Origin of the sequence: Bacillus sp. B15-48 (assembly GCF_016879755.1) — a bacterium.
Taxonomy (GTDB): Bacteria; Bacillota; Bacilli; order Bacillales; family Cytobacillaceae; genus Mesobacillus_B.
In genome coordinates this window covers 15,436-41,869 of sequence record NZ_WOFU01000002.1, presented here as the reverse complement: position 1 = coordinate 41,869, position 26,434 = coordinate 15,436, and the positions used below count along the sequence as shown (strand labels likewise).

24 protein-coding genes and 1 riboswitch are annotated in these 26,434 nt (G+C 37.8%); of the genes, 16 read left to right on the top strand and 8 right to left on the bottom strand.

Going from position 1 to position 26,434, the window contains the following annotated elements:
- Nucleotides 1-9: 9 nt before the first annotated feature.
- Nucleotides 10-1,455 carry a L,D-transpeptidase family protein gene (locus GNT69_RS05675; RefSeq protein WP_203554011.1) on the bottom strand — a complete coding sequence of 482 codons (1,446 nt, stop codon included), beginning with the start codon at nucleotides 1,453-1,455 and terminating at the stop codon, nucleotides 10-12.
- 309 nt (nucleotides 1,456-1,764) lie between these two features.
- Here GNT69_RS05675 and GNT69_RS05670 point away from each other — a divergent pair, with 309 nt between their 5' ends.
- Complete coding sequence (locus GNT69_RS05670) at nucleotides 1,765-2,235, top strand: SRPBCC family protein (RefSeq protein ID WP_203554010.1); 471 nt, start codon at nucleotides 1,765-1,767, stop codon at nucleotides 2,233-2,235.
- A 138-nt stretch (nucleotides 2,236-2,373) separates the two neighbouring features.
- On the opposite strand, the gene GNT69_RS05665 is transcribed toward GNT69_RS05670, so the two are convergent.
- Complete coding sequence (locus tag GNT69_RS05665) at nucleotides 2,374-2,997, bottom strand: homoserine/threonine efflux transporter (protein ID WP_203554009.1); 624 nt, start codon at nucleotides 2,995-2,997, stop codon at nucleotides 2,374-2,376.
- A gap of 150 nt (nucleotides 2,998-3,147) precedes the next feature.
- Between GNT69_RS05665 and GNT69_RS05660 the strand changes: the two genes are divergently transcribed.
- Nucleotides 3,148-3,975, top strand: a complete 828-nt coding sequence (locus GNT69_RS05660; RefSeq protein WP_203554008.1) for a TrmB family transcriptional regulator — start codon at nucleotides 3,148-3,150, stop codon at nucleotides 3,973-3,975.
- Nucleotides 3,976-4,356: 381 nt separating this feature from the next.
- Nucleotides 4,357-5,247, top strand: coding sequence for a hypothetical protein (locus GNT69_RS05655; RefSeq protein WP_203554007.1), 891 nt, complete (start codon nucleotides 4,357-4,359; stop codon nucleotides 5,245-5,247).
- A gap of 162 nt (nucleotides 5,248-5,409) precedes the next feature.
- Here the strand turns inward: GNT69_RS05655 and GNT69_RS05650 are convergent, their stop codons facing one another.
- Together GNT69_RS05650 and GNT69_RS05645 are read right to left on the bottom strand one after the other, a co-directional pair.
- On the bottom strand, nucleotides 5,410-5,700 hold the full coding sequence (locus tag GNT69_RS05650) for a hypothetical protein (protein ID WP_203554006.1): 291 nt from the start codon (nucleotides 5,698-5,700) through the stop codon (nucleotides 5,410-5,412).
- A 203-nt stretch (nucleotides 5,701-5,903) separates the two neighbouring features.
- Nucleotides 5,904-6,590: a Dph6-related ATP pyrophosphatase gene (locus GNT69_RS05645; protein WP_203554005.1), complete on the bottom strand. Its 687-nt coding sequence runs from the start codon at nucleotides 6,588-6,590 to the stop codon at nucleotides 5,904-5,906.
- A gap of 222 nt (nucleotides 6,591-6,812) precedes the next feature.
- Here GNT69_RS05645 and GNT69_RS05640 point away from each other — a divergent pair, with 222 nt between their 5' ends.
- From GNT69_RS05640 to GNT69_RS05610, 7 genes are all read left to right on the top strand, one after another.
- A complete protein-coding gene (locus GNT69_RS05640; protein ID WP_203554004.1) occupies nucleotides 6,813-7,817 on the top strand; it encodes a zinc-binding dehydrogenase in 1,005 nt (334 codons plus the stop codon).
- A 232-nt stretch (nucleotides 7,818-8,049) separates the two neighbouring features.
- Nucleotides 8,050-8,250: a cold-shock protein gene (locus GNT69_RS05635; protein WP_203554003.1), complete on the top strand. Its 201-nt coding sequence runs from the start codon at nucleotides 8,050-8,052 to the stop codon at nucleotides 8,248-8,250.
- Between the two features lie 269 nt (nucleotides 8,251-8,519).
- A complete protein-coding gene (locus GNT69_RS05630) occupies nucleotides 8,520-9,044 on the top strand; it encodes a YehS family protein (protein WP_203554002.1) in 525 nt (174 codons plus the stop codon).
- A 426-nt stretch (nucleotides 9,045-9,470) separates the two neighbouring features.
- Nucleotides 9,471-10,754: an RNA-guided endonuclease InsQ/TnpB family protein gene (locus GNT69_RS05625; protein WP_203554001.1), complete on the top strand. Its 1,284-nt coding sequence runs from the start codon at nucleotides 9,471-9,473 to the stop codon at nucleotides 10,752-10,754.
- Between the two features lie 120 nt (nucleotides 10,755-10,874).
- Nucleotides 10,875-12,119, top strand: a complete 1,245-nt coding sequence (locus GNT69_RS05620) for an MFS transporter (protein WP_343206475.1) — start codon at nucleotides 10,875-10,877, stop codon at nucleotides 12,117-12,119.
- A 561-nt stretch (nucleotides 12,120-12,680) separates the two neighbouring features.
- A complete protein-coding gene (locus GNT69_RS05615) occupies nucleotides 12,681-12,863 on the top strand; it encodes a hypothetical protein (protein WP_203554000.1) in 183 nt (60 codons plus the stop codon).
- Nucleotides 12,864-12,915: 52 nt separating this feature from the next.
- Nucleotides 12,916-13,054, top strand: a riboswitch (cyclic di-AMP (ydaO/yuaA leader).
- A 430-nt stretch (nucleotides 13,055-13,484) separates the two neighbouring features.
- Nucleotides 13,485-14,939 carry a DHA2 family efflux MFS transporter permease subunit gene (locus GNT69_RS05610; RefSeq protein ID WP_203553999.1) on the top strand — a complete coding sequence of 485 codons (1,455 nt, stop codon included), beginning with the start codon at nucleotides 13,485-13,487 and terminating at the stop codon, nucleotides 14,937-14,939.
- A 157-nt stretch (nucleotides 14,940-15,096) separates the two neighbouring features.
- On the opposite strand, the gene GNT69_RS05605 is transcribed toward GNT69_RS05610, so the two are convergent.
- Entirely contained in the window at nucleotides 15,097-15,579 is a 483-nt protein-coding gene (locus tag GNT69_RS05605) for a CBS domain-containing protein (RefSeq protein WP_203553998.1), read from the bottom strand.
- 306 nt (nucleotides 15,580-15,885) lie between these two features.
- Between GNT69_RS05605 and GNT69_RS05600 the strand changes: the two genes are divergently transcribed.
- Complete coding sequence (locus GNT69_RS05600) at nucleotides 15,886-16,113, top strand: hypothetical protein (protein WP_203553997.1); 228 nt, start codon at nucleotides 15,886-15,888, stop codon at nucleotides 16,111-16,113.
- Nucleotides 16,114-16,419: 306 nt separating this feature from the next.
- On the opposite strand, the gene GNT69_RS26010 is transcribed toward GNT69_RS05600, so the two are convergent.
- Nucleotides 16,420-16,530, bottom strand: a complete 111-nt coding sequence (locus GNT69_RS26010; protein WP_343206464.1) for a tRNA-specific adenosine deaminase — start codon at nucleotides 16,528-16,530, stop codon at nucleotides 16,420-16,422.
- Between the two features lie 332 nt (nucleotides 16,531-16,862).
- Here GNT69_RS26010 and GNT69_RS05590 point away from each other — a divergent pair, with 332 nt between their 5' ends.
- The 3 genes from GNT69_RS05590 (at nucleotide 16,863) to GNT69_RS05580 (ending at nucleotide 21,191) form a co-directional block, all read left to right on the top strand.
- On the top strand, nucleotides 16,863-18,164 hold the full coding sequence (locus GNT69_RS05590) for a hypothetical protein (protein WP_203553996.1): 1,302 nt from the start codon (nucleotides 16,863-16,865) through the stop codon (nucleotides 18,162-18,164).
- Between the two features lie 294 nt (nucleotides 18,165-18,458).
- Complete coding sequence (locus tag GNT69_RS05585; protein ID WP_203553995.1) at nucleotides 18,459-19,637, top strand: amidohydrolase; 1,179 nt, start codon at nucleotides 18,459-18,461, stop codon at nucleotides 19,635-19,637.
- A 27-nt stretch (nucleotides 19,638-19,664) separates the two neighbouring features.
- Nucleotides 19,665-21,191: an AbgT family transporter gene (locus tag GNT69_RS05580; RefSeq protein ID WP_203553994.1), complete on the top strand. Its 1,527-nt coding sequence runs from the start codon at nucleotides 19,665-19,667 to the stop codon at nucleotides 21,189-21,191.
- A 165-nt stretch (nucleotides 21,192-21,356) separates the two neighbouring features.
- On the opposite strand, the gene GNT69_RS05575 is transcribed toward GNT69_RS05580, so the two are convergent.
- On the bottom strand, nucleotides 21,357-21,659 hold the full coding sequence (locus GNT69_RS05575) for a hypothetical protein (protein WP_239094075.1): 303 nt from the start codon (nucleotides 21,657-21,659) through the stop codon (nucleotides 21,357-21,359).
- 325 nt (nucleotides 21,660-21,984) lie between these two features.
- On the opposite strand from GNT69_RS05575, the gene GNT69_RS05570 reads away from it, so the two are divergent.
- Together GNT69_RS05570 and GNT69_RS05565 are read left to right on the top strand one after the other, a co-directional pair.
- Nucleotides 21,985-23,097 carry an AbrB family transcriptional regulator gene (locus GNT69_RS05570; RefSeq protein WP_203553993.1) on the top strand — a complete coding sequence of 371 codons (1,113 nt, stop codon included), beginning with the start codon at nucleotides 21,985-21,987 and terminating at the stop codon, nucleotides 23,095-23,097.
- A 554-nt stretch (nucleotides 23,098-23,651) separates the two neighbouring features.
- Nucleotides 23,652-24,635, top strand: coding sequence for an NAD(P)H-dependent flavin oxidoreductase (locus GNT69_RS05565; RefSeq protein ID WP_203553992.1), 984 nt, complete (start codon nucleotides 23,652-23,654; stop codon nucleotides 24,633-24,635).
- A 196-nt stretch (nucleotides 24,636-24,831) separates the two neighbouring features.
- Here the strand turns inward: GNT69_RS05565 and GNT69_RS05560 are convergent, their stop codons facing one another.
- On the bottom strand, nucleotides 24,832-26,205 hold the full coding sequence (locus GNT69_RS05560) for a hypothetical protein (RefSeq protein ID WP_203553991.1): 1,374 nt from the start codon (nucleotides 26,203-26,205) through the stop codon (nucleotides 24,832-24,834).
- Between the last annotated feature and the right edge of the window lie 229 nt (nucleotides 26,206-26,434).

Here is a 26,434-nt window from a genome sequence, read left to right as displayed (position 1 = left end):
ACACGGATGTTAATAAACAACCACTGGCTGATAAACGGTCAGATTATCATACACTTTTTTCATCATACTAGGTTGGACGTTGATGCATCCACCAGAACCTCCGGTATGATAGGCATTGCTGTTCCAGTTTGTTCGCCAACTTGCGTCATGGAAACCTTGGCCGCTGTTCGTAAATGGTGCCCAATAATCGACTTCGATGGAATAAGTTCCACTCCCGACTGAACTCCCATTAAGTGTATAAGGTGTTCGTTTGAAAAGGATATACCACACTCCAGGAGAAGTATCCTCTCCTGTACTACGTTTGCCAGTAACAACATTTGTAGTGACAACTAATTCCCCATCCCGATATAACCAAATACGCTGTTCGGCAATGGACACTTCAGCATATGTATTGCCAATTCCATTGTTTGCTAACGTTTCATAGCCGTAGCCTTCATTGTTCCAGCCGTTTCCGATAATATTTGTAGCGGAAACCGATGTTTCGTTTTTTTGGAATGCGGCTTGAATTAGATCGGTTTCTTTTTTTACATCTAGTGCCCACCCATAACCTTGACCTTTCACCGATATCACTCCGCCAGAAGTCGTAGTAAAATTAAAGTCTTTCCCTAATGTTGATTGAGCGTCATTAATTTCAGTTACTTTCTTTTGAATACCACTAGGGTCGAAGGCAACCTCGAGATCTTTTGACACAGTGGCGTGATGAATAACATCGCTACCCTTTAAGGAATGAACATGATCCTGAACGTTATAGTCAACAGTAAAGTCAAGGAGTTCTTGCAACTTTTTCTCTCCATTTTTAATGATTTCACTGTCTTCAGTAATAGGGAGGCTATATATAGGGTCCAGATAGATCTCACTCGAATAGCCATGCTCTTCGTATGCCGTTAATAGACTAGTAACATCATATTCTTTCCCATCTACACTTTTAGAAACAATTATTTTCCCTTCGTCGAGGATTACTTGTGCATCTGTGGGTGCTGGTAACTCTTCATTCATTGAAAGGATTTTTTTCTTTAGTTCGTTCTTTAGTCCTTTACTTCGATATAAGTCAGGCTCGCTAGGAATTAACGAGTAATTTTCACTTTCGAACGTAGGGAAAAATGTCCATTGGCTTTTTAAAAGTTTTTTTACTTCTGGTAGATCCCTCTCAGTCATTCCCATTTTTGTATCATTTCCATCTAAAATCAGTTGATCGTCGATATAGATTTCATTTTTTAGTTCAGTTGTTTGCAGCTTTTCGAAAGCTTGCTCAGCAGTTAGTCCGCCTACATTTATGTGATTAATTGTCTTGTTAGAATTAAAGTAGTTTGCTTGATAATAACTAATGCCACCTAAAAGGGCAGCAACCATTCCTATTGAAATGATTGTAATAACCTTCCAGTTTTTATACCATTTTCGATGTTTTTTTCGTAAATGATTTACTTCACCACTGGAATGAATGACAGGTGTTTCCATAAAAATCCCCCCACACACAACCTTTTACTTCTTAAGTCTTATGCTCTATTTCAAAGTATACAATTCTTTTCCTTTATTATGAAACATTTATTACCATATTCCTAGATAGAAAAGAAAAGAACTTGTTACTATTTATAAGTTTTTTAGGGTTTTTATATTTATTTAGTGAAAAACTCTGTGTAACAAGGTTATTTGGGATGTAAAGGTCATAGTATGTGCAAGGGATTCATAAGGTTATTATTGGACACTACGGATGAGCAGCTTTTACGAGGGAGCTACTCAATAAACAAAAATACAAGAGGTGAAATGATGGCAAGTGGAAAGCATACAATGGATCTGCAAGTTTCCATTCATAAAATGTGGACGTATATAAGTGATATCAACAGATGGGCTCCAACGATCCCAGGGTATGTTAGTCATGAGATTGTTAATGAAAAACAATCAAAATGGGCGATCAAAGGAGATCTTGGATTGATGAAAAAAACAGCAAACCTTCAAGTGGACATCAAACAATGGGAGGAACCTAAAAAGGTAAGCTTTGATTTTAAAAGTCTTTCCGGTGATTTTGTTGGAAATGGAAGTTACGAGGCTGTGGCTCTGGGCGACAATCATACGCACATCACCGGTTATCTTGTGATTGAACCAGAAGCGAGAGGTCCAATGGCTGCGATGCAAAAGACAATCTTAAAGAAATTCGTTCCGAACATAACAAAGGAAATTACAATTGCGGTTGCCGAACAAATAGTAGAAATAGAGAAGGGGAGCAACTCGAGAGTTTAATTCCTTTCCTTAAGATGTAGGAAAACACTAAGGTATGGGATGTAAAAAGCCTGATTCAATTTAGAACAAAATGAATCAGGCTTTTTCTTTTATCTTTTATTAAAGTCAATTTAAAATCTGGATCAGAATCTGTAAAATCTACACTCCCGTTTTTATCCCAAAGCTTACTAACGCGATTCCAGCTGATTTTTGGAAAACTTTCTGGAATTTTGGGTTGTTTAACCATTTCTTGGCGAAGTCCATCAAGTAGACAAGAATTAGAAACCAAATGACAGCCAGCAAGGTAAGTATTGATGCTAAAATAAACAATTGTTGATTTACATTTTCATTTAAATTTATAAACTGAGGCATGATGGTGATATAGAGTAAGACCGTTTTTGGATTGAGAATATTGCTAAGCAATGCTTGTAAAAAAGATTCTTTATTATGCCGCTTTTTTACAGGGGTTTTGGCATGTTCCTGAAGCTCTTTTAATGAGAATGTGCTTTTCGCAAAAAAGCTTTTCAATCCTAGAAAAATTAAATAGGCCGCTCCTAAATATTTAATCGCGCTGAAAAGAAATACAGATTTGGCTATGACAACGGCTAAGCCAAGAATTGCAATTAATGTCCAAAAAGAAAGGCCTGTTGCCATTCCGAGAACCGTATAACGACCAGCTTTCGGCCCATAGCTAAGGGTGTTTTTTACAAGCAGCATCGTATCTGCTCCTGGGATGACAACCATCATCGCTGCAATTGTGATATAGGGTAACAGACTTTCCATACGGTTTCTCCTTTCGAACTTAGTTTTGATTTTATAATAGTGACTACCTAAGTAACTACCTAAGATATTTTAACAACGATTTTGGAAAAAATCAACAAAATTTGTTAACATATGTGTTATAAGGCTCCAAACAAGGGAAGTGTTGAGAGAATGAAAGAGCATATTTTAGCAACATTGAAGAATTTGAATTTTACTGAGTATGAAGCGAAAGCTTATCTGACTCTTTTGGAGGAATCACCGTTAACAGGCTATGCGGTAGCTAAACATTCCGGTGTTCCTCGTTCGAAAATATATGAAGTTCTCGATAGTCTGGCCGGACGCGGAGATATTTTAGTTAGTCCTGGAAACTCCCTCCAGTACACACCGGTTCCTGCAAAGGAGCTAATTAAACATCGACGATTGAAGGCAGAAGAGAATTTTGAACTGGCAGAGAAGTCGTTAGCTCAGTTTGAACAATCAGCAAACGATCGTGAAAATATATGGAATATTACTGGGCGGAGTGACATTCTTGAAAAAGTAAAAACATGTATTTTAGCCGCTAAAAAAAGAATTCTCTTAGAAATATGGAAAGAGGATTTTATCGAATTGGAATCGGAATTAAGGCAGGTGGCCACTAGTGGCGTGAAGGTTATCATCATTGCGTACGGCGAGATTGAATCTGATTTTGCAGAGGTTTACTGCCATTATATGGGGAGCCAAATGACGGAAGAGTATGGTGGACGATGGCTTGTTTTTAGCGGAGATGATACTGAAGTAGTCGCGGGGATTGTTTCACTTGGGGAAGACAGCCGGGCAGCCTGGACGATGCATGTCGGTTTAGTCATGCCCATTACTGAAGTGATTATTCATGACTTATACGTGATGGAAATTATGGACAAACATCGTGAGCTTTTAGAAGAGAGCTTCGGAGAAAACTTGATTCACTTACGTCAAAAATTTTCCATCCATCCCGATTTTAAAAAGCATTATGTGAAATAGTTTTTGTACGGTCTTATTCGCAAGGAAATAAATCGATTGATTTGTTTCGCTTAAAAAAGAATAGTATTCGGTTCAATCCTTTAAAATGAACTTCACAATGGCTAAAGAACCAGTCACCATCAAAATTGTAGAAGGTGTCTGGTTTTTTTTGTCGTTTCCAAATATAACTTTTTTACCATTTAGATTTTCATAGCATTTAAAATCTAAAAAACAGACCTGTAAAATCTCCCTACAATGGTTATAAGGAAGAAACCTCACAACCGACGTGAAAGTCAATCGCGTGAGGTTTTTTGTATTGTATAAGTTCGGACCAAATTATGATAGAATATATCCACAATATTCCATCGTCTAGTTTGATGGATTCATAGAGGGGGAAAAGTGTTGGATCGAGAGAAGGAGAGGAAAAGATTTAAAGTTTTTATCATCGTCGCCTTAAGTTCCAGCTTAATAATGAATTTCATGTTATTATCGAAAGTCAATTGGCTAGACAATCAACTAAATCAAATTTCGAGCGAGCAACAGAATCTACACAGCACTATCGACTGGCAAACGAGCGAAATTGAACACGTATTAAACAAATTCAAAGAAGAACAGAGTTGGCTTGGTCCAATCCATTATGAGGTCAATTCTAAAGCTGTAGAGGAAGGTCAAGTAGAAGTTCTTTTCAAATGGCAGGTGAAGGAGTGGCAACAAGGTTCACAAGTTTTTTTCAATTATGCTAGAGGAGACCAAGATGAGTATGTCATTCTTCCAGCTAAAGAAATCCAACAAGGGTTGTTTCAAATGGAAATTCCCGTTGAGGTTGATGTGCAGCCAAGTTGGGAAGTAACGATGAGAGAATCTCGTTCGAACATTGAAGAAATGAGCCAAACAGAGGTAGGGGAGAAATTAGGGCAATCCTCACTGAAATACTTCGTCTCGGTCGTTTTTGAGGATGTCATCAAAAGTGGGGAGATTCAGATGGAGTCCTTCGCTTATTATGGAACAGATGTTTATGGCATGATTCAAGCGGACGTTCATAGGGATAAGAAGAATACAAGTGTGACGGTCATGCATCATCAGGCGAGCGACAAGACCAAGGTTATTGAAGAAGCTTACTTATTAAAGTATGACAATGAACTCATAATTGATGAGGAACAAATCGAATTGGAAAATCAGCATGGACAAATGCGGATTTTTCATTTAAATCAAGTCAACCGATCTGAAGCGAACCGTTTTGCAATCAAAGTTGTTTATCGAGATGGTTCGATTTTTGAAAAGGAAATTTTTTAAGAGACTCTTATTTATAATAGAAGAGAGCCGGTAGAGAAAAGCTGCTAAAATGAAGAGGTAGGAATAAAATTGTAAAGATGCCTTCACTAATTTCCATTCAAAGGTTTTGATGGGGATAGCGAAGGCATTTTTATGGGAATTTTAATATGAAATGAGGCTTTTTTAGGGTTGTTGATTCATGAGGCCTTGTATTTTCTTTTCATGCTGTGCATACTTGCTTGATAAGAAATTGACGGTTTCTTGAGTTTCGGATAAATCAACACGTATTCCATCTACCTTTTTCTCCAAACGATCAAACCTAGTATCCATACGATTCTCCATAGAATCCAACCGATGATTCATAGAATCCAACCGTTTATCAAGATCGAATTTTAGACCTTCAATTTTTTTATCAATGTGTTCAGAATGTAATTTGAGAGCGTTAAGAATTTCATGTAGTCCCGACTTTTCCATTTGCTACACCTCCTTTAGCACTATTATATCGATAAGTTAAGTTTAGTAAAAGGGAAAAATCAAATACACCTTTAAAATAGAAACAAGTAAAAAAGTCCCTTTCAACCTACTCTTCAAAAATAGGTAGGCATTGACGCCCCGGAGTCTCCACCGAAGAAAAAACGTTCCTATGGTGGGTTGAGACCATCGTGCCTTAAAAGAACCTAACCAAGCTCCAGCGATAAAAAAGCATAATCTCCGTCCTGAATGATTTCCCTTTTCCGTATAGTTATTGGGTGTTTAAACAGGGGACCAGCGATAACAGTGGTATGGAATTCTCCGCCCTCCCCACAAGGGTCAATTCCTCTCGCTTCAAGCTCTTTTACGTATTCAAGTGTTAACGTTCGCCCTAAATCAGCTTCTTTCATTTTTAAGGATAGATTAACCGCAACGATGATTGTCGTGAAACCAAGGTTGATGAACTGTAAGACTGCTTCACGATGATTCATTTCCCATAAGGGCATGCCCAGCTTTAAACCAACTTCCTTTGTCACTTTATCATGCCAACAACCATGGGCAGGCATATCCAAATCTCCTGTGACTAATGCCTCTGCTCCTAGCTGTTTCGCCCTTTCTAAAAGCTGGATGAATTCCTTTTCATAATCGGTCCAGCTGGCAGCAGCCGTAAACACAGGCAGTCCAATCGATTTCGCTTGGGCCTGGATAATCTCAGGAGGCATTCCGTGAGACCTAGAACGTTTCCCTTCTTCTTCTAGCATTACAATTAAGCCAACCGCTTCACCAACTTGCATCGCTTTATATAGAGCGAGAACACTATCTTTGCCACCGCTAAAAGAAGCGATGAATTTATGTCCACAAGCACCATTCTTCCAGTCAACGAATTTTGTCATCGTTATCTCCTTTAACTTCATTTCGCGTTGGGATAAAAAGGATGTTTCATCATTTTAATCAAAGCATCGCTTATTTGTTTTCATTTTAGCATGATTTCAGCCCTTTTATATGATGGGTTATTGAAAATGTTTCCATTTCATAATAGATTAAAGATTAGGAAACTCCTAGATATACAAACTAAAAAATTGAGTGAACGCTCGCTCAATGAAAGGAGTATTTAGATGAAAGCGATTGTTTTAAGAGAATTGGGCGGACCGAAGCAAGCAAGTTATGAAGAGGTGGAGGTTCCTGCTCCAAAGGAAAATGAAGTGTTAATACGTTTGAAATATGCTTCATTAAACCGCCGAGACCTGTTTATTACTTATGGAATGTATCCTGGAATCGAGCTACCATCCATTTTAGGGGCCGATGGTGCAGGTGAGGTTGTTGCCGTTGGAGACCAAGTCGCAAATGTCACAGTTGGAAATGCGGTTATGATTAACCCTGCTCTGAATTGGGGAGAGAATCGGGCTAGTCAAGATTCTAACCATCGAATATTAGGAATGCCTTCAGATGGAACGTTCGCCGAATATGTGGTTGTTCCAGCTGAAAATGTGTTTCCAAAGCCAGAGTATCTTTCTTGGGAAGAAGCCGCTGCATTACCATTAGCGGGGGTAACGGCTTTCCGTTCGCTAATGTTTAGGGGCCAGCTTAAACAGGGAGAAACCGTCCTTATCCCAGGAATTGGTAGTGGTGTCGCTTTATTTGCTTTACAAATTGCCGTTGCCTATGGTGCCGATGTATTTGTCACTTCTAGCAGTGATGAGAAGCTTGAAAAAGCTAGGGAGCTAGGTGCAAAGGGCGGAGTAAACTATCGAAACGAAAATTGGGTGAAGGAAATGAAAAAGCTGATGGGTGGAGCAGATCTCATCATCGATGGAGTTGGCGGCGAAAATTTCCATCATATGGTGAGTTTAGCGAATCCAGCCGGCCGGATTGTAACCTTCGGAGCCACAAATGGCCCAATTAAAGAAGTCGTCCTTCCACGAATCTTTTTTAAACAATTGGATATTAAGGGTTCAACGATGGGAAATCCCGATGATTTTCAAGATATGCTCCAGTTCTTTGAACAACACAAGATCCATCCATATGTAGATAAATGTTTCCCTCTTAAAGATGCCCAAGAAGCACTGCATCATATGGAAAAGGGAGATAATTTTGGGAAGATTACATTAGAAATCCAATAGGTCGTTAACTTTAAACGATGATGAGCGAAAAGAATGATGAAAAATTTAATAATAATCCAGCAAAAAAAATAAATATAATCTTATTTGCTTTTTTATGAGAAACCTGTTATTCTAAAGAAGAATTATTTTTGTTTGTTCGGTAAGGACTGATAAAGTGTAAACTTTTTGACCTGAAGATGTAAGCAAGGATAGTAACAAAATGTGTGGAAAACACACGAGGAGGAATTTTTAAATGGAACAAGGTACAGTGAAATGGTTTAATGCAGAAAAGGGATTTGGATTCATCGAGCGCGAAGGCGGAGACGATGTATTCGTTCACTTCTCAGCTATCCAAGGTGACGGCTTCAAGTCTTTAGACGAAGGTCAAAAAGTAACATTTGATGTAGAGCAAGGTCAACGTGGACCTCAAGCTAGCAACGTTCAAAAAGCATAATCACCTAACAGTCAAAAGGCTCTTATACAGAGCCTTTTTTATTTTGTCTATGGGCCGATTTTAACCGGCTTTTTTGAAAAAACACAGCTTATACATAAAAACCCCGCTTTATAAAAAAAGCGGGGCGATGACACACTAAAGAAAACGGTAGGTCTAGTATAGCACATGAATCTCTACATCCATAATCTTTTTTTTTATCTTTTTTTATTTGGAAGGAAAAAGGGAAAGAGATCCGTGTGAGATATGGTGCATTTTAGGAGGAAAAAGACATGGATATGAATAATAATGATCGCTTAATTCGCTTGCGTTATGCGCTCGACCTTAAAGAAAGCGAAATGGTCAAAATTTTTAAGCTCGGAGATGTTGAAGTCACAAAAGAGGAAGTATGCCAACTGTTAACAAAATCAAAAGAACAAGAAGAATTTGAGTTTTTCCATGGAGACGACGAAGAAGATCATCTGCCTTGCAGCAATCATCAGTTTGAGTCGTTTTTAAATGGATTGATTGTATTTAAACGCGGCAAGCAAGAACCAAAACCAGGTCAACCAGAAACGCCAGCGATGACAATCATAAATGATAAGAGTGTCAATAATGTGATGCTCAAGAAGTTGAAAATCGCTTTAAGCTTAACAAGTGAAGATATGATTGAAGTTTTAAAATCAGCAGGCGTCGAGATTAGCAAGGGAGAATTAAGTGCACTGCTCAGAAAAGAAGGGCATAAAAATTATAAAGTATGTGGCGATCGCTATGCTCGAAATTTTTTAAAGGGCTTAGCGATTAAGTATCGGGGATAATTATTCTTTTTAAAAATGAAGCATAAAAAGAGAAGCATGTTTTGATGAATCATTCATCAAAACATGCTTCTCTTTTGGTCAAACCCTCAAAACGTAGAAATAACTTGAAAATATTTAATCAATCCCATAATTCAACAGGTCTACTGGATTGTGCCCGGGAATCAATTACTAAATTATAAGAGATTATAATTTTATTATGTAAACTGAATGGATATCTATTTACAGCGGAGTGACCATTTTAGAAGTTCGGCAAGAACCCACGCGACTATAGTCGTGTGATGAATTGCCGTTTGATTTGTAGAATCAAAAAAATTTTTTTAATATACCTACTTTCTACTAGATATAAATAATACCCTTGTGGTATATTATATGTGAATTTAGAACGTATGTTCCGAGTCAAAGCAGAGTGAAAGTGTGGTGAAACCAATGCTTGAATTAGTAAACCGTGGCTATGTGTATCGCGCTACCCCTATTTCTCAAGAAGTAGAAACATATTTACGGCAGTGTTTTGGTGCAGATAGAAAGATGTATAACCTCCATGTTGCTCACCTATATGATTATTTGGAAAAGAGTAACTATCAAGTTGGCGATCCATTACCTTCTTTAAAGAAGATGGGTATGCCGACTGTATCTGAATTCAAAAAACAATGTGTAAATGATAATGTGGCTTACTTATATCTTGTAGACGCATTCGCCTCTAACGAAGCAAAGCAACACTTCAACAAGGCGATAACCGCCTTTAACAAGATTGCATGTAAGAAACAATACAAGAAATCTGCCTTAAAACGTCAGAAGACACTAGGGATAGAACCGACATTTCGTGATTTAAAAGGAATACCAAAGTTCCATTCTCGTAAGGATAGCAAAGCCAGCTATACTACATTCAATCAAAACGGAAATATCTACATTAAAGATGAAGTATTATATCTTCCAACTGCACAAAAGTCTTCTGTGAAAGTAGTTGGGTTAAATCTAAACACACATAGACCATTACCACAAGGCAGTAAAATTAAGAATGTAACGGTTACTATGAACACGAAAGGGCAATTTGACGTGTCTATTTGTGTTGAATTTCCAATGGAAATCGCAAGCATTGGTACACCTACTCGTATTCTAGGACTAGATTATTCTCAATCTCATTTTTTCATAGACAATGAGGGTAAGAAAGCCAATTATCCTCAATATTATCGAGAAATGGAAGAACGTCTAGCGAAAGAACAACGAGTGTTATCACGCAGAGTAAAAGGCTCTAATCGTTGGGAAAAACAACGACTTGTCGTTTCAAGAATGACAGCCAAAGTAGCAAACCAGCGAAAAGATTGGCTTCACAAGAAATCCTATGCTCTTGCGAATCGTTATGACATGATTGTAGTAGAGGACCTAGACCTCCGTGCTATTGGACAAAACAAGTATTATGCCAAAAACCAGCAAGATAATGGTTTTGGTAATTTCCGTCTGTATCTAAAATACAAACTAAAACAACGAGGAAAATACTTTGTCAAAGCACCGAAGGATTTTGCGTCTACACAATTATGTTCAACTTGCGGTCATAAGAATACTGCACTAAAAGGAAATGTAGATATTCGTGAATGGGATTGTCCTTCTTGTGGCACACATCATGATCGAGATATTAATTCGGCGTTCAACCTAAAACACTATGGAGAACGTTATACTAAAGAAAAAATTCTGCCACAAGTAGTTGTGGTTTAAATAAGACAAGCGGGTTGCTTGGAGCCCAAACAGTACCTCTAGCGTGGTTTGAAGGGCAGGACACTAGTCTTGTTGTCCGCTGTAAATTCTAAAGGTCGTAAGACCTTACAAGCCCGTGACATTAGTCATGGGTTGTTGACATGGGTTGTATTTGGCTGTGTACTGGTTACTTATTTGTTCATGTCGGCTCAACGAACAGCTCCGGGTTTGATTACAGGTGAATTGATGCGGGATTTTCAGGTTACTGCTTCAACGATTGGGTTAATAGCAAGCATTCAATTTTTTATTTATACGGTTTTGCAAATTCCGATGGGGATTTTAGCCGATCGTTTTGGCCCTAATTTTTTTCTCATCATCGGTGCGGTTCTTACTGGCTTAGGGACTATCATTTATAGTCTCGGAACAGATGAATATGTCTTGTTTTTTGCACGAATTTTGACGGGGACAGGAGATGCAACGATTTGGGTAAATATGGTGTTAATTTTGAGCCAATGGTTTAGTGCGAAAGAATTTACTCGTTTAATCGGTGTCGTGGCGATGACGGGCAGCCTCGGATTTTTGTTAGCAACCGTTCCATTCGCAGCCTTCATTGATCTCCTTGGTTGGAGAGCATCATTCTTTTCAATCGGCTTTTTATTATGTTTATGTGGCGTTCTTCTATATTTTGTTCTAGTAAAAAAACCAAATCAATCATTCTTTGAAAATAAGGATATAAAGCGAAAAAGAACATCTGTCTTACTAAAAAACATAGTTACCAATCGACAAGCATGGGCGTTGTTCCTCTGTCACTTTGGACTTGTCGGAACGTTTGTAGGCTTTATCGGTTCGTGGGCGGTTCCTTATGGAATGAACATGTACGGAATGACTCGGACCGATGCGAGTCAACTTGTTTTGATTGGTTTAGTTGGAGCACTGATTGGTGCGCCACTTTCCGGGTGGATTTCAAGTCGGTTAGGAATGATTAAGCGGCCATATATAGTTGTCCATCTTATCATTGTTTTATGTTGGACTATGTTTCTTATTACGAACGCGAATCCGCCAGTTTTCATGCTAACGGTTCTTTTCTTTGTAATCGGTCTGGCCTATGGGGCAAATGCGTTAACCTTTGCGACCGTGCGTCAGTCTTTTCCGGTCGTTGAAGCTGGGATTGCCTCTGGGTTTGCGAACACAGGTGGATTTCTAAGTGCCGTTTTGTTACCTAGTATTTTTGGGATGATTTTAGACCATTTTCAGTCTCCCGCAAACAGCATCAGCGCTGGTTATTCATACGGATTTATTACCCCAGTCGTTTTTTCAATCATTGGTTTGATTGGCGTCATGATGATTAAGGAAAAACGTCAGGAGAAAGTGAGGGAGGTGGGGTGACTTAGAATAAGGTACGATATGAATAGTGCCTGACACTGTTCGTATTGTTCGCTGAGGATGTATTTCTCTAATTTTCCTTACTTGCATCGCAAAAGAGAATTATCTTTAAGTCACTCATAACTAAAGAGTATAATGTAGATGACTGTTAAAGTCCAAGTTCTTTTAAATTCAAACGGAGAAAATGTTAGCAATAACTACCTTGAATTCCTGTTTTTTAAAATATAATTTTAATTCAAGTGAAGGTGACTTTGTACGTGAACTAAGTTTTAAGCCATCGTCAAGAAATTCTTCAATCTAAATGACATCTGAAATAAATTTGTCATAAAGTTTTCAAATTAAAATGATAAAAATGGGTTACAATGATATATGAATAGTAATTTCTATTCATAAAAATTTGATAATCCGTTATGGTGAACTTCATACAGAGAGTTCATTTCAACGATTGGAGGAAGGGGGAAGCTGAGAACAGCGGTTTAAGAAAAAGAAAGACTAATTATAAATTTAGATTGTACGGCATTGGGATAATTTTTGTGAAATAAATAACAAAGAGAGGGAACTTTTATGTGGGTAATTACTGTGTATGCAAAAAACGATATTCAAATGTTTGAATTTGATAATCAAGAAGAGGCAAAAGAATCTTTTAAGGAAATTAAAGGGAGCAAAGTTCTAAGTGAGGTCATTTACTATAACGACTTTGATTCAAAACAAATTGAAGAAGCTTATTTAAACGCAAAAGTTTCTTAAAAGAGACAATCCTTTTATACTCATCTAATACCAACGATAAAAAAAGTTTCCCATTTCTAAATCGCCGAAACCATAGTGTGCGGGGGAACCATCTGGATTCAAAAGAGTCCAAGGGGTGAATCCTTTTTAAGGTAGGGCTACTCATGGTCCGAATCCGACAGCTAACCTCGTAAGCGTTATAGAGAAGGAAGGTGGAGCTTATGGCATCCATAGAAAATGTGTCTACAGTTCATGATCTAAATGAACTTGTAGACACTTTTTTAATTTCTTCAAGGCATAAAAACTCAAGACTTCAATTACACCTCTCCTATTTCCCACAAGTTTCTCAAATTCTTTAAAATAGAAAACCCATCAGCAAAAAGTCTCATGGAATTTGAACCGCTTTCATTTGGAAAAGATGTTATTTTATCGGAAATTTATAAAAAAACCTTGATATTTCGAAATTGCTATTGGTATAGTAAAAGGCACACCGTTGGTATGTGGAGGTGTACCAAGGGCTGAATGAAGGTTCTCTGATATTTGATATCCCGAGATGCTCTTTTTTTCTTGTTAAGAGCGACCTATAGGAACAAAAAACATAAAAATTTAAATGATTTGATGGAATGTAAAGGGAGCGTATGAATGAGTACACAGGTTAAAGTAAAAAATCCTAAGACAATGGCGTTTATTTTAATGTTAGGGGCCTTTCTTGGGTTGTTTGGTGAAACAGCTTTAAATATGGCTTTAACGAATATAATGGAGGAGTTTTCTGTCACTGCCGGGACCGCACAATGGTTGACAACCGGATATTTATTGGTTTTAGCAATACTCGTACCGGTATCGGCATTATTAATGAAATGGTTTACGACAAGACAATTAGTCGTCGGCGGGCTAGTTATTTCCCTTCTGGGAGCAGCTTTAGCGGCCTTATCATTTAACTTCCCGATGTTATTAGCAGGTCGTTTTGTACAAGCGTTTGGAACAGGCTTGTTACTACCAGTTATGCTAAATGTCGTTTTACTTATCTTTCCAATCCATAAACGAGGAGTCGTTATGGGGGTAATGGGACTCGTAATTACATTAGGTCCAGCTTTAGGGCCGACACTTTCAGGAGTCATTATTAGTACACTCGGATGGACTTATATTTTCTGGATAAGCACACTTTTCTATATACTATTAACTGCTTTTGCGGCAGCGAAAATGACAAATGTATCAGAAATCACTAAGCCTAAAATTGATTTCTTATCAATTTTCTTATCAACCATTGGCTTTGGTGGTTTAATTTTTGCCTTAAGCACGATGGCAGAGGCGGCATTTACCTCACCAAAAGTTTTAGGTCCTTTGTTCGTAGGGGTGATTGCCCTTGGTTTATTTGGAATTCGTCAAATGAAGATGGATCAGCCAATGGTGAACTTACGCGTGTTTCAATATCCAATGTTTACACTAGGAACATTGATAATGTTTCTTAGCATTTTAATTATTTTATCGACAGCCATCCTCTTACCACTCTATTTAAAAGGTGCTTTATTAGTGAGTGCAGCAGTTGCTGGGCTGTTGTTGCTGCCTGGAAATGCGGTCAATGTTGTTATGTCACCAATAGTTGGAGCGCTCTTTGATAAATGGGGACCACGCTATTTTGTTATTATTGGGTTTATTTTTGTTTTGCTTGGAAATATCAGCTTTGTTACCGTTCTTTCAAGTCAAACACCTGTATGGCAAATCATTGTATCGTTTATGGTGTTATTCTTCGGATTAACGTTGGTAACGATGCCGTCACAAACAAATGGACTCAACCAATTGCCACGTGAATTATACGCAGACGGATCAGCGGCGATGAATACATTGAATCAAGTTGCAGGTGCAGCTGGGACAGCCATTGCGATTACAGTCTTCACCGCAGGTCAAAATGGATTTTTAGTTCAATTTCCTAATGCCACGCAGCCAGAAGTGTTAGCGGCTGGAGTCAAATATGCATTCTACTTTATTACTGCCGTTTCAGTAATAGGTTTGGTTAGTGCATTTTTTGTTAAAAAGCCAAATGAAGTACTGGAAAAAGTACCTGGTACTGTAAAGGCAACAGAACCTGTGCGTGAATAGGAAGAAGTCGTTTAAATATTGTTTCTTGAAAGAAACAGATTTTAACCGATTTTCCAGTTTTTTTAAATAAAAATAAGAGAACCATTCGTAGAAACACTTATTACGAATGGTTTTTTATATATTTAGGAGAGCTGTTCACATGAAAGTGCAAAAATCCTTATACTAGCAGTTTCGTTGATGGATCGCTTTCGGAAGTAATCATTTTTTTAGAAATATTATGAATAAGATCTCCTCTGCTAATGACGCCAATAACCCGCCCAGCTCCATTTACAACCGGAAGCTTCTTGTAATGATGCCGCGATAATAACCGAATCGTCCATTCAAACTCATCATCAGGAGACACGGAGAGAACGTTTCTTTTTGTCATGATCTCTTTTACTGGGGTTGTTAACTTTTCTCGTAGGACATCTTCTAACTCTCCATCTTCAATGATATAAACTAGACCAGCGATTCCGAGCGGTTTTGGGGCTAAGTAGCGCAAAACATCGCCGTCTGAGATCATTCCGACTAAATGCCCTTTTTCATCAACAACTGGGACTCCACCAATTCGGTTCGTATTGAGGATTGTTAATAATTCTTTAACAGTATTCGTAGGTTTAATAGTAAAAACTTTTGTAATCATAAAGTCTCTTACTTTCATTTTTGCATCCCTCATTTCATGATGTAAACGTATACATTACAGGTATAGTGCTATCTTATCACAAAGGCGACATTTGTTTCTAATGCTAAATTTTATTCAATATGTGGCTATTTCACTTTTGCGATAGAAGATTGGTGCCTTAGTAAAGCGGTAATGTATTGGGGATTAGGTACCATTATTTTGTAAAACCAGCTTATGAAACGAGGTTATTTGGGTATAACCTGTGGCAGCACCGCAATTCAAATAGAATAAAGCGTACCGAAAATGTTCATTCTACTAATAAATAAACATAAAGGTGGATTGCTTGTGGAGCCATATGAAATTACCGGGATGATTATTGATGATGATTTTGAAAGTGAGGAATTCGTAACAGCTAATTTTGTCCACGAAGGTCAAAATTACAGTGTTACTTTTAAAAAAGGAGACCTTGAACCGGTCAATAGCTGGGTGTTTACAGAGGAAACGTCGCTCCCTGCAAATTTAAGCGATCAAATGATTGAATCAATAAAAGAAGATGTCAAAAAAAGAATCTAGCATTTTAGCAACAATGGTGCCTGACCCCCAGCATAGGAAAGCGGTAATGTACTGGGGGCCAGGTACCATTTTTGGTACCATTTTTTCATGAATCTTCCCTTCTCATCAGATTAATAGGGTGTTTTTTTTAGTTGAATTTTCCCATGCTTTTAAAGGGGAATCTGTGGTTTTTGAATCCAATTTGATCATTGGGATTAGTCTGTCTTTATGAGGAACCATGAGCTGTTCGTATATGAATCGGTCATCAAAACCAATTTTTGCCGCATCAACTTTTGTAGAGGCAAAATATACCGCTTTTAGTCTTGCTCAATAGATGGCACCTAGGCACATTGGGCACGGTTCGCAACTCGTATAGATTTCGCAATCTGTTAACTGATGTGAATTTAAAACCTGACAAGCCTCCCGAATTTCTTGCATCTCAGCGTGGGCGGTGGGATCATTTAATTTAGTAACATGATTTTGTCAAATGCCGATAATTTCCCCGACAATGGCATCAAAAGGCCCCCAGTATTCGCGTTGACATTATCAAGTGCAAGCTGTACAGCCATTTGCAAAAAGATAACCATAAAATCACGCCATTTTTCCTTTATTAACACCATATTAGGATTTTATATTTTGTTTAGAGAGCTTTTTCCATCATTTTTGATTTTCACATTCTTTTATATTAGATAATTGACAAAGGAATGGATTTCCTTTGAAACGGAAGATAAACTATTCTTATATAAGTTTTGGAAAGTAGGAATATGATAATGTATCGAATTGGAGTAGTTGGTCCAAGTATGTCAGTAACAAGAATTATTGAATTAGCGAAAGAAATTGAACAGGAAATGGAGTTTATTCCTTATCTTTATACAGAAACAAAGGAAATAAGGAATATTTTATTAGAATATGATCATCAAGTTGATTTCTGGCTCTTTTCAGGATATATCCCGTATATGGTTGCTAAAAAAACATTATTTTCAGAAGAGAAAATGGAATATATATTTTCAGCGGAATCTAGTATTTATAAAAGCTTCATGGAACTAATTTTTTCTCAAGGGAAATTGATCAACCGAGTAAGCATTGACATGATTCCTGCCACATATGTTGCAGAAGGAGAAAGCTTGCAAGAATTGAAAAAAACGCTAAAAGATCTTTACATAAAAACGCTTGATATTGACGTTGATTCCGAGGAATTGTTTACTTTCCATTATGATTTATGGAGTCAAAAAAAGACTGATGGTGCTTTGACATGTTATCCAATTGTTCACGATGCCTTAAATAAAGTAGGCGTTCCCACATATTTGATGTCACCTACACGCATTGAAATTTTTCAAACGATAAGGATATTTTTCGAAAAGATAAAGACTTCTTACTATAAAGATACCCAGATTGGTGTTGGAAAAATTGAGGTAAAGGATTTTGACTTGATTAAAGAGAAAATGGAAAAAACGTATCAAATCCAATATTTAGAGATTAGGATGAAAGAAACGCTTATCCAGCTCAGTGAGAAAATAGATGGATCTCTCTTCGAGGAAGGAAATGGACGATACACTATTTTTAGTTCTCGAGGTGCAATTGAAAGAGAAATTCAGACATTAAAGGAAAAAGCCCAAATCTTGTCACTTGAAGCGAATACAGCTGTTTCCGTAGGAATCGGTTTCGGTAAAACGGTATTATCGGCAGAAATAAATGCTCACCGAGCTCTCCAACAGTCGAAGAAAAAGGCGGAACAAGGGATTATTATTGTTCAGGATGATGGAACGATTATTGAGTCAGTAGGGCAAGGGAAAGAGCTGACGTATTCTTATCGTACAGATGATAAAGATTTTTTGGAGAAAGTAAAGAAGGCAAACATCAGTGTAAAAACGTTTAATAAAATAGATGCTTTGATTCAAAAAATGGGTTGGAGTAATTTTACTACGAAGGATTTAGCTACACATCTTCAGATGAGTGAACGAAATGCTCAACGGATTGTGGCTGAATTGTGTGATGTGGGCTTAACTGAGTGTATAGGTGAAGAGTCTAATCATCATCGTGGACGACCAAATAAAATATACCGTCTAAAATGAGCATCCAAATTGGGATGCTTATTTGTTTATTTATAGTAATAACAAAATTTTCGTTATGTATTACATTAATGGGGGCGTGTAATGGATGTCGTACAATCTCAACATATCCTATCCAAAATAAAGGTTTCTCAACACTATGAAGAGCTCTGATTCAACTAAATAGTGGTACTTGCTCGTGCTTTCCTTATTCTAGAAAAATATTTTTATGAAATTTTATTGATAATTATTTATGAATTCTTTATATTATATTTAGCGTAATTGCGTTAAATAGTCGTTAAATAGAGGTGGAATTATATGGTTTTGAGCGGAATCACGCAAGAAATAGATAAAGTTTTTCACGATGTTATTGAATGGCGTCGATACTTGCATAAACATCCAGAACTATCATTTCAAGAGCACAATACAGCCGACTATGTGTACAGTGTCCTGGAGGGCTTTGGTAGCTTTGAATTATCAAGGCCGACAAAGACGAGTGTGTTAGCTCGATTAAAAGGTGCCAATCCTGGTAAAGTGATTGCCCTCCGAGCGGATATGGACGCTTTGCCCATTCATGAAGAGACAGGTCTGCCATTCGCTTCAGTAAATGATGGTGTTATGCATGCTTGCGGCCATGATGCCCATACAGCCATGCTTTTGGGGGCTGCGAAAATTTTAAAAGAACATAAAGATGCATTAAGCGGTGAAATCGTCTTTATTTTCCAGCACGCAGAAGAATTGCCTCCAGGAGGAGCAAGAGAAATGGTCGCAGCAGGTGTTTTGGACGGGGTTGACCAAGTACTCGGTATTCACCTAATGACGACACTTCCATACAGGACCATTGGCATTAGGCATGGCGCAATTAGCTCCGCAAGTGATATTTTCGAAATTACCGTTCAAGGCAAAGGAGGACATGCCTCAACGCCTGAATTAACAACGGATCCTTTAGCGATTGGTGCACAAATTGTGACAGGATTAAATCATATCGTATCGCGCTCAATAGCTCCCTTGCAATCTGGTGTCGTATCGGTAACGAGATTTCACGGCGGTGGTGCCGCATTAAATGTCATTCCTGATACGGTGAATATTGGCGGTTCGGTAAGGACTCTTAACGAGTCCGTGCGAGAGCTGATTAAAACTCGAATCAGAGAGATTGCTGAAGGAATTGCAAAAGCACATGGAGCCGAAGCCAAAGTCGAATATACTTATGGCTACAATTCAGTTGTGAATGAAAAAGAATTAACCGATAAGGTAGCATGTTTAATTCAAGAAAAATTTCCTGACCGGAACCTTGAATGGATCGACCCAATGCTGGGTGGAGAAGATTTTTCAGCATTCAGTGACGAGAAACCAGGTTGTTTCATTATGGTTGGGGCTAAGAATGATGAAAAAGGCATCATCTATCCACACCATCATCCTAAGTTTGACGTTGATGAATCAGCGATGAAAGATGGGTTGAAATTTCATGTATTAGCGGCACTGACACTTGCAAACTAGTAAACTGGTTTTTTAAGGAGGGAGTCTATGGCTCGAACAAAAAAGAAAGAAAATAAGTCGTTTTTTGATCGAATGCTAGATTCGATTGAATACGCTGGGAATAAACTGCCTGACCCAATTGTCCTGTTTTTTATTCTTTGCGGAATTGTTTTGCTAGCTTCTTTTATAACAAGTTATTTTAACGTAACAGCGATTCATCCAGGTACCGGTGAAAAAATAGTTGCTAATAATCTTCTTAATGGTGCTGGATTGGCTGATTTTATTTCAAATATGGTGAAAAATTTTAGCGGATTTCCACCCCTTGGCATGGTGCTTGTCATGATGATCGGTGTAGGTCTAGCAGAACAAAGTGGCTTCTTTAATAGTTTATTGAAGCGTACCGTAATTGCGACACCTAAAAAAATCATCATTCCAAGCATCATTTTAATTGCCATCATTGCGAATGCTGCCGGTGATGCTGGTCCCATCGTTTTACCGCCTCTTGCTGCAACAGTGCTTATGGCGTTTGGTTATCATCCTTTAGTAGGGTTAGTGGTCGCTTATGCTTCAACTTTAGGGGCTTTTGCTGCCAACCTGATCATCGGGATGTCAGATACACTTGCTGCTGGTTTCACGGAAATCGGTGCTCAAACCGTAAATCCTGATTATACAGTAAACCCAACGATGAACTATTATTTTCTAGTGGTTTCCACAATATTCCTATTATTAGTTTCACTCTGGGTTACACATAAGTTTACGATTCCGCGTTTCGGGACTTATACTGGCGAGCTTGAACAAATGGAGCAGGTCACAGAAGAGGAAAAGCGTGGTTTGAAATGGGCAGGTATTTCTGCTGTTTTGTTTGTCATTGCATTATTGGTCATGATTATTCCTGAAAGTGGAATTTTGCGCAATGCTGAGACGGGATCAATTATCGAAAATTCACCGTTTATGAATGGAATTGTCCCACTTTTAACCATCCTATTCTTCATACCTGGTCTTTTCTACGGGCTTGGTTCTAAGACGATTAAAAACTCGAAGGATTTTGGGGAAATGCTAGGGAAATCTATGAGTACAATGGGCCCATATATTGTCTTAGTATTTGCTGCTGCGCAAATGCTTGCTTTCTTTTCAGCGAGTAATCTAGGCCCAATTATTGCAATAAAAGGTGCTGATTTTCTAAATGAAATCGGATTTACTGGAGTACCGTTAATTGTCGCTTTTATTCTTTTTGTTGCATTCGTTAATTTATTAATTGGTAGCGCCTCTGCAAAATGGGCTATTCTTGCACCTGTTTTCGTGCCAATGTTCATGTTTCTCGATTATCATCCTGCATTCACACAATTACTTTACCGTATCGGGGATTCGATTTCCAATCCTGTGACCCCGATGTTGCCGTATCTCGTATTACTATTATCTTTTGCGAAAAAGTATGATAAAAATATTGGTTTAGGAACATTGATTGCTGCATTATTTCCATACTCCATTTTCTTCGGTATTTTCTGGATCATTCTTGTTATCGTCTGGTACCTGTTTGGTATTCCAGTTGGTCCAGAGGGGCCAATCTATTTATAAGTTGTCTAGCGTCTAGGTGATTTCTTTGTCCTAGCGCTTTTTTTAATTGATTTAAGCATTATTTAAGAGTGTTAATGTTCTTCAATCTACTCTGGATTATAAGCAAGTGATTTAATTGAAAAGCTCCCAGTTGTTAATGGGTGCTTTTCAGATATATTTTAAACGTTAGAGCTTCCAAGGTGGAAAGTCAGTATCTTTTTTCTTTTCATAAGCTTTCATTCTTGAATATGAATTTCCTAATTTACTTACAATGTAACCTTGAGGGCTCGATGTTTCTGCTTTCCCTTGTAACTCTTCTAATTTAACTTTTGCAAACATGTTCGCCACCGCTGCTAAATTATCAATTGTGTCCATTAATTCAGGATTGTCATAGTTGTAAGTTTTTGCAATGGAGTTAATATAATCAAGTCTATTTCTAATTTGCTTTAGCGTCTCGATTTCAAACTGTTCCGGTGTTTTTTTCATCATATTTCACCCCTCATTACTTAACATATGTACAAAAAGTGAATATGGAACGAAATATTTAAAATAAAAATATTTTACTAAGGCATAAAGTGGAATACATCGAACAACTTGTTGTATGAGGGATTTACAGAGGAGATCGTTTGAATGCATTAAGTGATTTTTTTGATAATTTTTATGAAAAATTCTATAGGCAGGCTGTGTGGTACGACTGTATCGATGAAGCAACCATTAGATGTTATAATAAGGTTGTTTTCCATTTGTTGGAGTATGAGTTATTGAATGGAACAACAAATATGATGCATCTATGCTTTAAGGGCGGCGAAGAATCATGAATAATCAATTCATTCTTTTTTTACAAGCATTAGCGATTTCCATTGGGAGCGGATACTTATTCACATTTCTACACGTTCCTTTATCGTGGATGCTCGGGCCTTTATTTGCCGTGTCTATATGGCAGTTAGTGACGAAAAAATCTTTATCAATGCCTACAACGGTATTTAACAGTGCGTTATTATTATTCGGCTATACACTCGGGGCGTCATTTACGCGTGAGACGGCGCTAGAGGTTTTACATCATTTTCCATTTATGATCGTTACCACATTATTAATGATTTTGTTAAGCATTGGAATGGGCTTGATGATCATTCGTAATACAAACCTAGATAAAAATAGTGTCTTGGTTGGCAGTGTCCCAGGTGGTTTATCGCAAATGTTGATCATTGGTCAGGAAATGAAAGGAGCAAATTTATCCGTTATTGTCTTTTTACAGGTGATACGAATTTTATTGGTTGTCTTATTTGTCCCGTTTTTAACGGTCTACGGCATTGAAGGAAATGCGGTCGGCAGTCAGGTGCCAATATATAGTGCTGTTGATAAGGCAGGACCAGCTTACTTTTCGACATACTTTTTGTTTGGATGTACGGCAGTTGTCGGATTTTTGGGAGGGAAAAGGCTTGGCTTGCCTACGAGCGTGTTGACAGGCCCGATTCTGCTAATCGCTTTTTTAGCAATTTTGACTGGAAGGGAAGCTCCGGCTTTACCGCCGATGATACTGATTCTTGCACAAATTGCGATGGGGATGAATATTGGTATGAAAGTAAAGCCGGATATGCTCGGAAACCAGAAAAAACTAGGTTTGCTTGCGGTCGGTAGCAGTGTTTTGCTAGTTTTGTTCTCGTTCATTCTTGCTTATGTTCTTACCCATGTTACACCTATGAAACTATCAACGGCTTTTTTAGGAGCGGCACCAGGAGGGATTGCAGAAATGGGAATGACCGCTGCCGTCGTTAATGCCGATTTGTCACTAGTTAGTGCTTATCAGCTGTTTCGAGTGTTATTTATTTTATTTATTTTTGTTCCGCTTTTAAAACGCTATGTTTATAGACATCAGCATAATAATGTGGTGTTCGAAGAGCCTTCAACGCCTACTAAGGGAACTTGACTATCAAATGGGTGCAGTTCAAAGCTTGAGCGGAAGGAAAGAAGTAGTCTGAAAGAGGTGCTGTTTCAGACAGAATCCTGAATCAAAGGATAGAAGTAGTCTGAAAGAGGTGTTCATTCGGACAGAATCCTGAGTCAAAGGAGAGAAGTAGTCTGAAAGAGGTGGTTATTCAGACAGAATCCTGAGTCAAAGGAGAGAAGTAGTCTGAAAGAGGTGCTGATTCAGACAGAATCCTGAGCCGAAGGAGAGAAGTAGTCTGAAAGAGGGGTTTATTCGGACAGAATCCTGAATCGAAGGAGAGAAGCTAAATGCAAGTGAAAATTGAAGATATAATTGAAGGAATCGAAATGCAGTCAGAGGAGAGTCATTCCTATCTTAAACTAAACATCTATGTAAATATCAAATATTTGTAAAATTAGGAAACTATTTGACTATAGACCATTAAATATAGTACTACTAAATAGAAGGATGATTTGTATATACCTAGGCTTTACAAAATTTTAATAGATGTCCTTTCATTTTAGTCAATATAATTTGAAATTGGGGGAGTAGTAATGACAAATATTCCATCTGTCTTGAAATCATTGAGGATTCCTGTAATCGGATCACCGCTTTTTATCATTAGCAATCCAAAGCTTGTGATTGAACAATGTAAGGCAGGAATCGTTGGTTCGATGCCTGCATTAAATGCAAGACCAGCCTCACAATTAGATGAATGGCTGCACGAAATCACTGAAACGCTAGCTGATTACAATGTGAAAAATCCCGATTGTCCAGCAGCACCATTTGCGATTAACCAAATCGTACATAAATCCAATGACCGCCTTGAACAAGATATGGAACTATGTGTGAAATACAAGGTACCTATTATTATCACTTCGTTAGGGGCACGTGAAGAGGTGAATGTAGCTGCTCATAGCTATGGGGGAATTGTTCTGCATGACGTCATCAATAATAAGTTTGCTCACAAGGCGATTGAAAAGGGAGCAGACGGTCTCATTGCCGTTGCTGCAGGGGCAGGAGGACATGCTGGAAGCAAGAGTCCATTTGCATTGGTTCAGGAAATCCGCGCGTGGTACGATGGTCCATTAGCTTTAGCAGGCTCGATCGCAACTGGAAAGTCAATATTAGCTGCGCAAGCGATGGGTGCGGACTTTGCTTATATCGGTTCGCCATTTATTGCTACCCATGAAGCACGAGCAGTAGAGGAATACAAGCAAGCAATCGTTGAATGCACGTCTGATGATATTGTCTATACCAATTCATTTACGGGAATTCTTGGAAACTATCTTGCTCCATCCATTCGCGCGGCAGGCTTTGACCCTGAAAATCTTCCTGAAAGTGATCCGTCAAAAATGAATTTTGCAGGTGATGAGAAAGCTGAGAAAGCAAAGGCTTGGAAGGATATTTGGGGCAGTGGCCAAGGAATCGGTGTGGTTAAGGAAGTAACAAGTGCAAGAGCATTTGTGGATCAGCTCCATCAAGAATATATCGAAGCAAGGGACGACTTAATGCAGGTAAGTCAAGTCTTTGCTTAATCTTACATAAAACAATGGCTAGCTGATTCGGTCATTAATATGCGCTCATTTAAATGAAAGAACAGGTATGAATCATACCTGTTTTTTTTCTGTAAAAGGAATCTCTAGGATGAAACTTAGCAACTAACCTTGTATTCCCCCTCCGTGAATGCTTTGTTCAACATCATTTTAATCTAAGTAGTCATTGGAACTATTTTTATAAAATTAAATAAGCAACAAGGGTACCAATTAGACCGGTAAACAAGGCAAACGGCATATTTTTTAAAGTGATTCGATATGGGCTTTGTTCTAAATTTATTGAAGTCAGCGTCACAAGCAAGCCATATGTTCCTACGGTGAATGTAGCTACAGAGCCAGTGATCAAAACAATCGCAATACTAACTGGATTCATTATTTCTAATAAAGGCGTAATAATCCCAGTTAAAATCCCTATCGTTGCGACTGGGTGAATCCCAAACAAACTTAAGATAACAAAGATAGCTTGAATGAAAAATAATAAAATAAACGAGTAATCTGAAACGAGTAATAGCGGCTTTTGGATAATATCTAAAAACGAAGATTGATTTAAACTATTTGAAAACAAGGATAGTGATATAAAAAGAACGATGAAATTTTGCATCGTATTTGTTTTTGTTTTCCATGTATTCCAACCAATTACCCAGAAACGACGACTTCTTTTCATGATCATCGACCAAACAAACGCAAATGGGAAAATTAGGAGTGTTACCGTTAAAGTGAAACCTAACTGAAATAGATTGCCAAATAAAATAACTAGTGTTAAAAACAAGGCAAGCGATAGGACTAGATGGGCAATTTTCTTTGTTAGTTCTTTCACATTTAATTTCTGTTTGTTATCTTCATCGGTGTTCCCATATGAGTATTTCTGATAATGAAATCGACCCCATAGTGAATCAAGTAAAATAGTAATTACCGTAATCAATAATACCCAAGGCAAGATCGAAACATAGTCAACCCCAGTAGTAAAGATGGCGACTGCTAACGTGATCTCCAAAGGACTCCATGCTAAGGCCAATGAATAACCTCTAAGCGTTGAAGTATTAATAAATGAATTGCGTAGTTCTTTGCTAAGTGAAGATAAATTCGTCTTTAAAACTTCTTGAGAGATGGTCGCAGCTGGTAAATTCAAAAAGGCAGCCAATGTATGTGTAATGATTGAGCTACGCGGATATAGCTTGCCTAAGTCAGAAACGTTCACTTTTATTAGTTGATTTAAACTGCGATCAAAGCGGCCACTTTGAACAACAGTATTCATCCAAGGCAGCATTGCTAAAAGGGCTAACAATGACAAATTGGATGTTAGCAATTGGGGAACATTGAGAAGAGGTTGCCCCGTTGTAAAAAATAAAAAACTACCGATAGCAAGGAATGCTCCCCCAAGAATTTTAAATAGTCCTGAAGCTAATGGAAATGAAATAATTAATGTAATGATAGTAAGGATACCTAGGAGATAATTTAAGCTTTCACTCCCGATAAACACATTCATAATATAGAGTAAAAAGATAAAAGAATAAAATACATAAAGATAGCGGGAAAATGGATATTGGTTCATGTTGTCCTCCAAAGTATTGCCTATAATTAGATAAAATCTATGAATCCCCTTTAAATTCATTTAACAACCATATTAAATGCCTTATGAGGAAAAGGATAAATGACACGAAAAACTCATTATAGGCAATAATGTAAAACCTTTCAAGTGGTTTACTTGTTTTAAAGGAAGATAGCTTAAAAGCCTATTGACAAAAAAACGGAAAAAATTTACACTTAAAACACCTACTATG

What these genes read in the sequence shown, in the direction of transcription:
- GNT69_RS05675 (WP_203554011.1), bottom strand. Translation starts at nt 1,455, where the DNA reads ATGGAAACACCTGTCATTCATTCCAGTGGTGAAGTAAATCATTTACGA.
- GNT69_RS05670 (WP_203554010.1), top strand. Translation starts at nt 1,765, where the DNA reads ATGGCAAGTGGAAAGCATACAATGGATCTGCAAGTTTCCATTCATAAA.
- GNT69_RS05665 (WP_203554009.1), bottom strand. Translation starts at nt 2,997, where the DNA reads ATGGAAAGTCTGTTACCCTATATCACAATTGCAGCGATGATGGTTGTC.
- GNT69_RS05660 (WP_203554008.1), top strand. Translation starts at nt 3,148, where the DNA reads ATGAAAGAGCATATTTTAGCAACATTGAAGAATTTGAATTTTACTGAG.
- GNT69_RS05650 (WP_203554006.1), bottom strand. Translation starts at nt 5,700, where the DNA reads ATGGAAAAGTCGGGACTACATGAAATTCTTAACGCTCTCAAATTACAT.
- GNT69_RS05645 (WP_203554005.1), bottom strand. Translation starts at nt 6,590, where the DNA reads ATGACAAAATTCGTTGACTGGAAGAATGGTGCTTGTGGACATAAATTC.
- GNT69_RS05640 (WP_203554004.1), top strand. Translation starts at nt 6,813, where the DNA reads ATGAAAGCGATTGTTTTAAGAGAATTGGGCGGACCGAAGCAAGCAAGT.
- GNT69_RS05635 (WP_203554003.1), top strand. Translation starts at nt 8,050, where the DNA reads ATGGAACAAGGTACAGTGAAATGGTTTAATGCAGAAAAGGGATTTGGA.
- GNT69_RS05630 (WP_203554002.1), top strand. Translation starts at nt 8,520, where the DNA reads ATGGATATGAATAATAATGATCGCTTAATTCGCTTGCGTTATGCGCTC.
- GNT69_RS05625 (WP_203554001.1), top strand. Translation starts at nt 9,471, where the DNA reads ATGCTTGAATTAGTAAACCGTGGCTATGTGTATCGCGCTACCCCTATT.
- GNT69_RS05615 (WP_203554000.1), top strand. Translation starts at nt 12,681, where the DNA reads ATGTGGGTAATTACTGTGTATGCAAAAAACGATATTCAAATGTTTGAA.
- GNT69_RS05610 (WP_203553999.1), top strand. Translation starts at nt 13,485, where the DNA reads ATGAGTACACAGGTTAAAGTAAAAAATCCTAAGACAATGGCGTTTATT.
- GNT69_RS05605 (WP_203553998.1), bottom strand. Translation starts at nt 15,579, where the DNA reads ATGAAAGTAAGAGACTTTATGATTACAAAAGTTTTTACTATTAAACCT.
- GNT69_RS26010 (WP_343206464.1), bottom strand. Translation starts at nt 16,530, where the DNA reads ATGCAAGAAATTCGGGAGGCTTGTCAGGTTTTAAATTCACATCAGTTA.
- GNT69_RS05590 (WP_203553996.1), top strand. Translation starts at nt 16,863, where the DNA reads ATGTATCGAATTGGAGTAGTTGGTCCAAGTATGTCAGTAACAAGAATT.
- GNT69_RS05585 (WP_203553995.1), top strand. Translation starts at nt 18,459, where the DNA reads ATGGTTTTGAGCGGAATCACGCAAGAAATAGATAAAGTTTTTCACGAT.
- GNT69_RS05580 (WP_203553994.1), top strand. Translation starts at nt 19,665, where the DNA reads ATGGCTCGAACAAAAAAGAAAGAAAATAAGTCGTTTTTTGATCGAATG.
- GNT69_RS05575 (WP_239094075.1), bottom strand. Translation starts at nt 21,659, where the DNA reads ATGATGAAAAAAACACCGGAACAGTTTGAAATCGAGACGCTAAAGCAA.
- GNT69_RS05570 (WP_203553993.1), top strand. Translation starts at nt 21,985, where the DNA reads ATGAATAATCAATTCATTCTTTTTTTACAAGCATTAGCGATTTCCATT.
- GNT69_RS05565 (WP_203553992.1), top strand. Translation starts at nt 23,652, where the DNA reads ATGACAAATATTCCATCTGTCTTGAAATCATTGAGGATTCCTGTAATC.
- GNT69_RS05560 (WP_203553991.1), bottom strand. Translation starts at nt 26,205, where the DNA reads ATGAACCAATATCCATTTTCCCGCTATCTTTATGTATTTTATTCTTTT.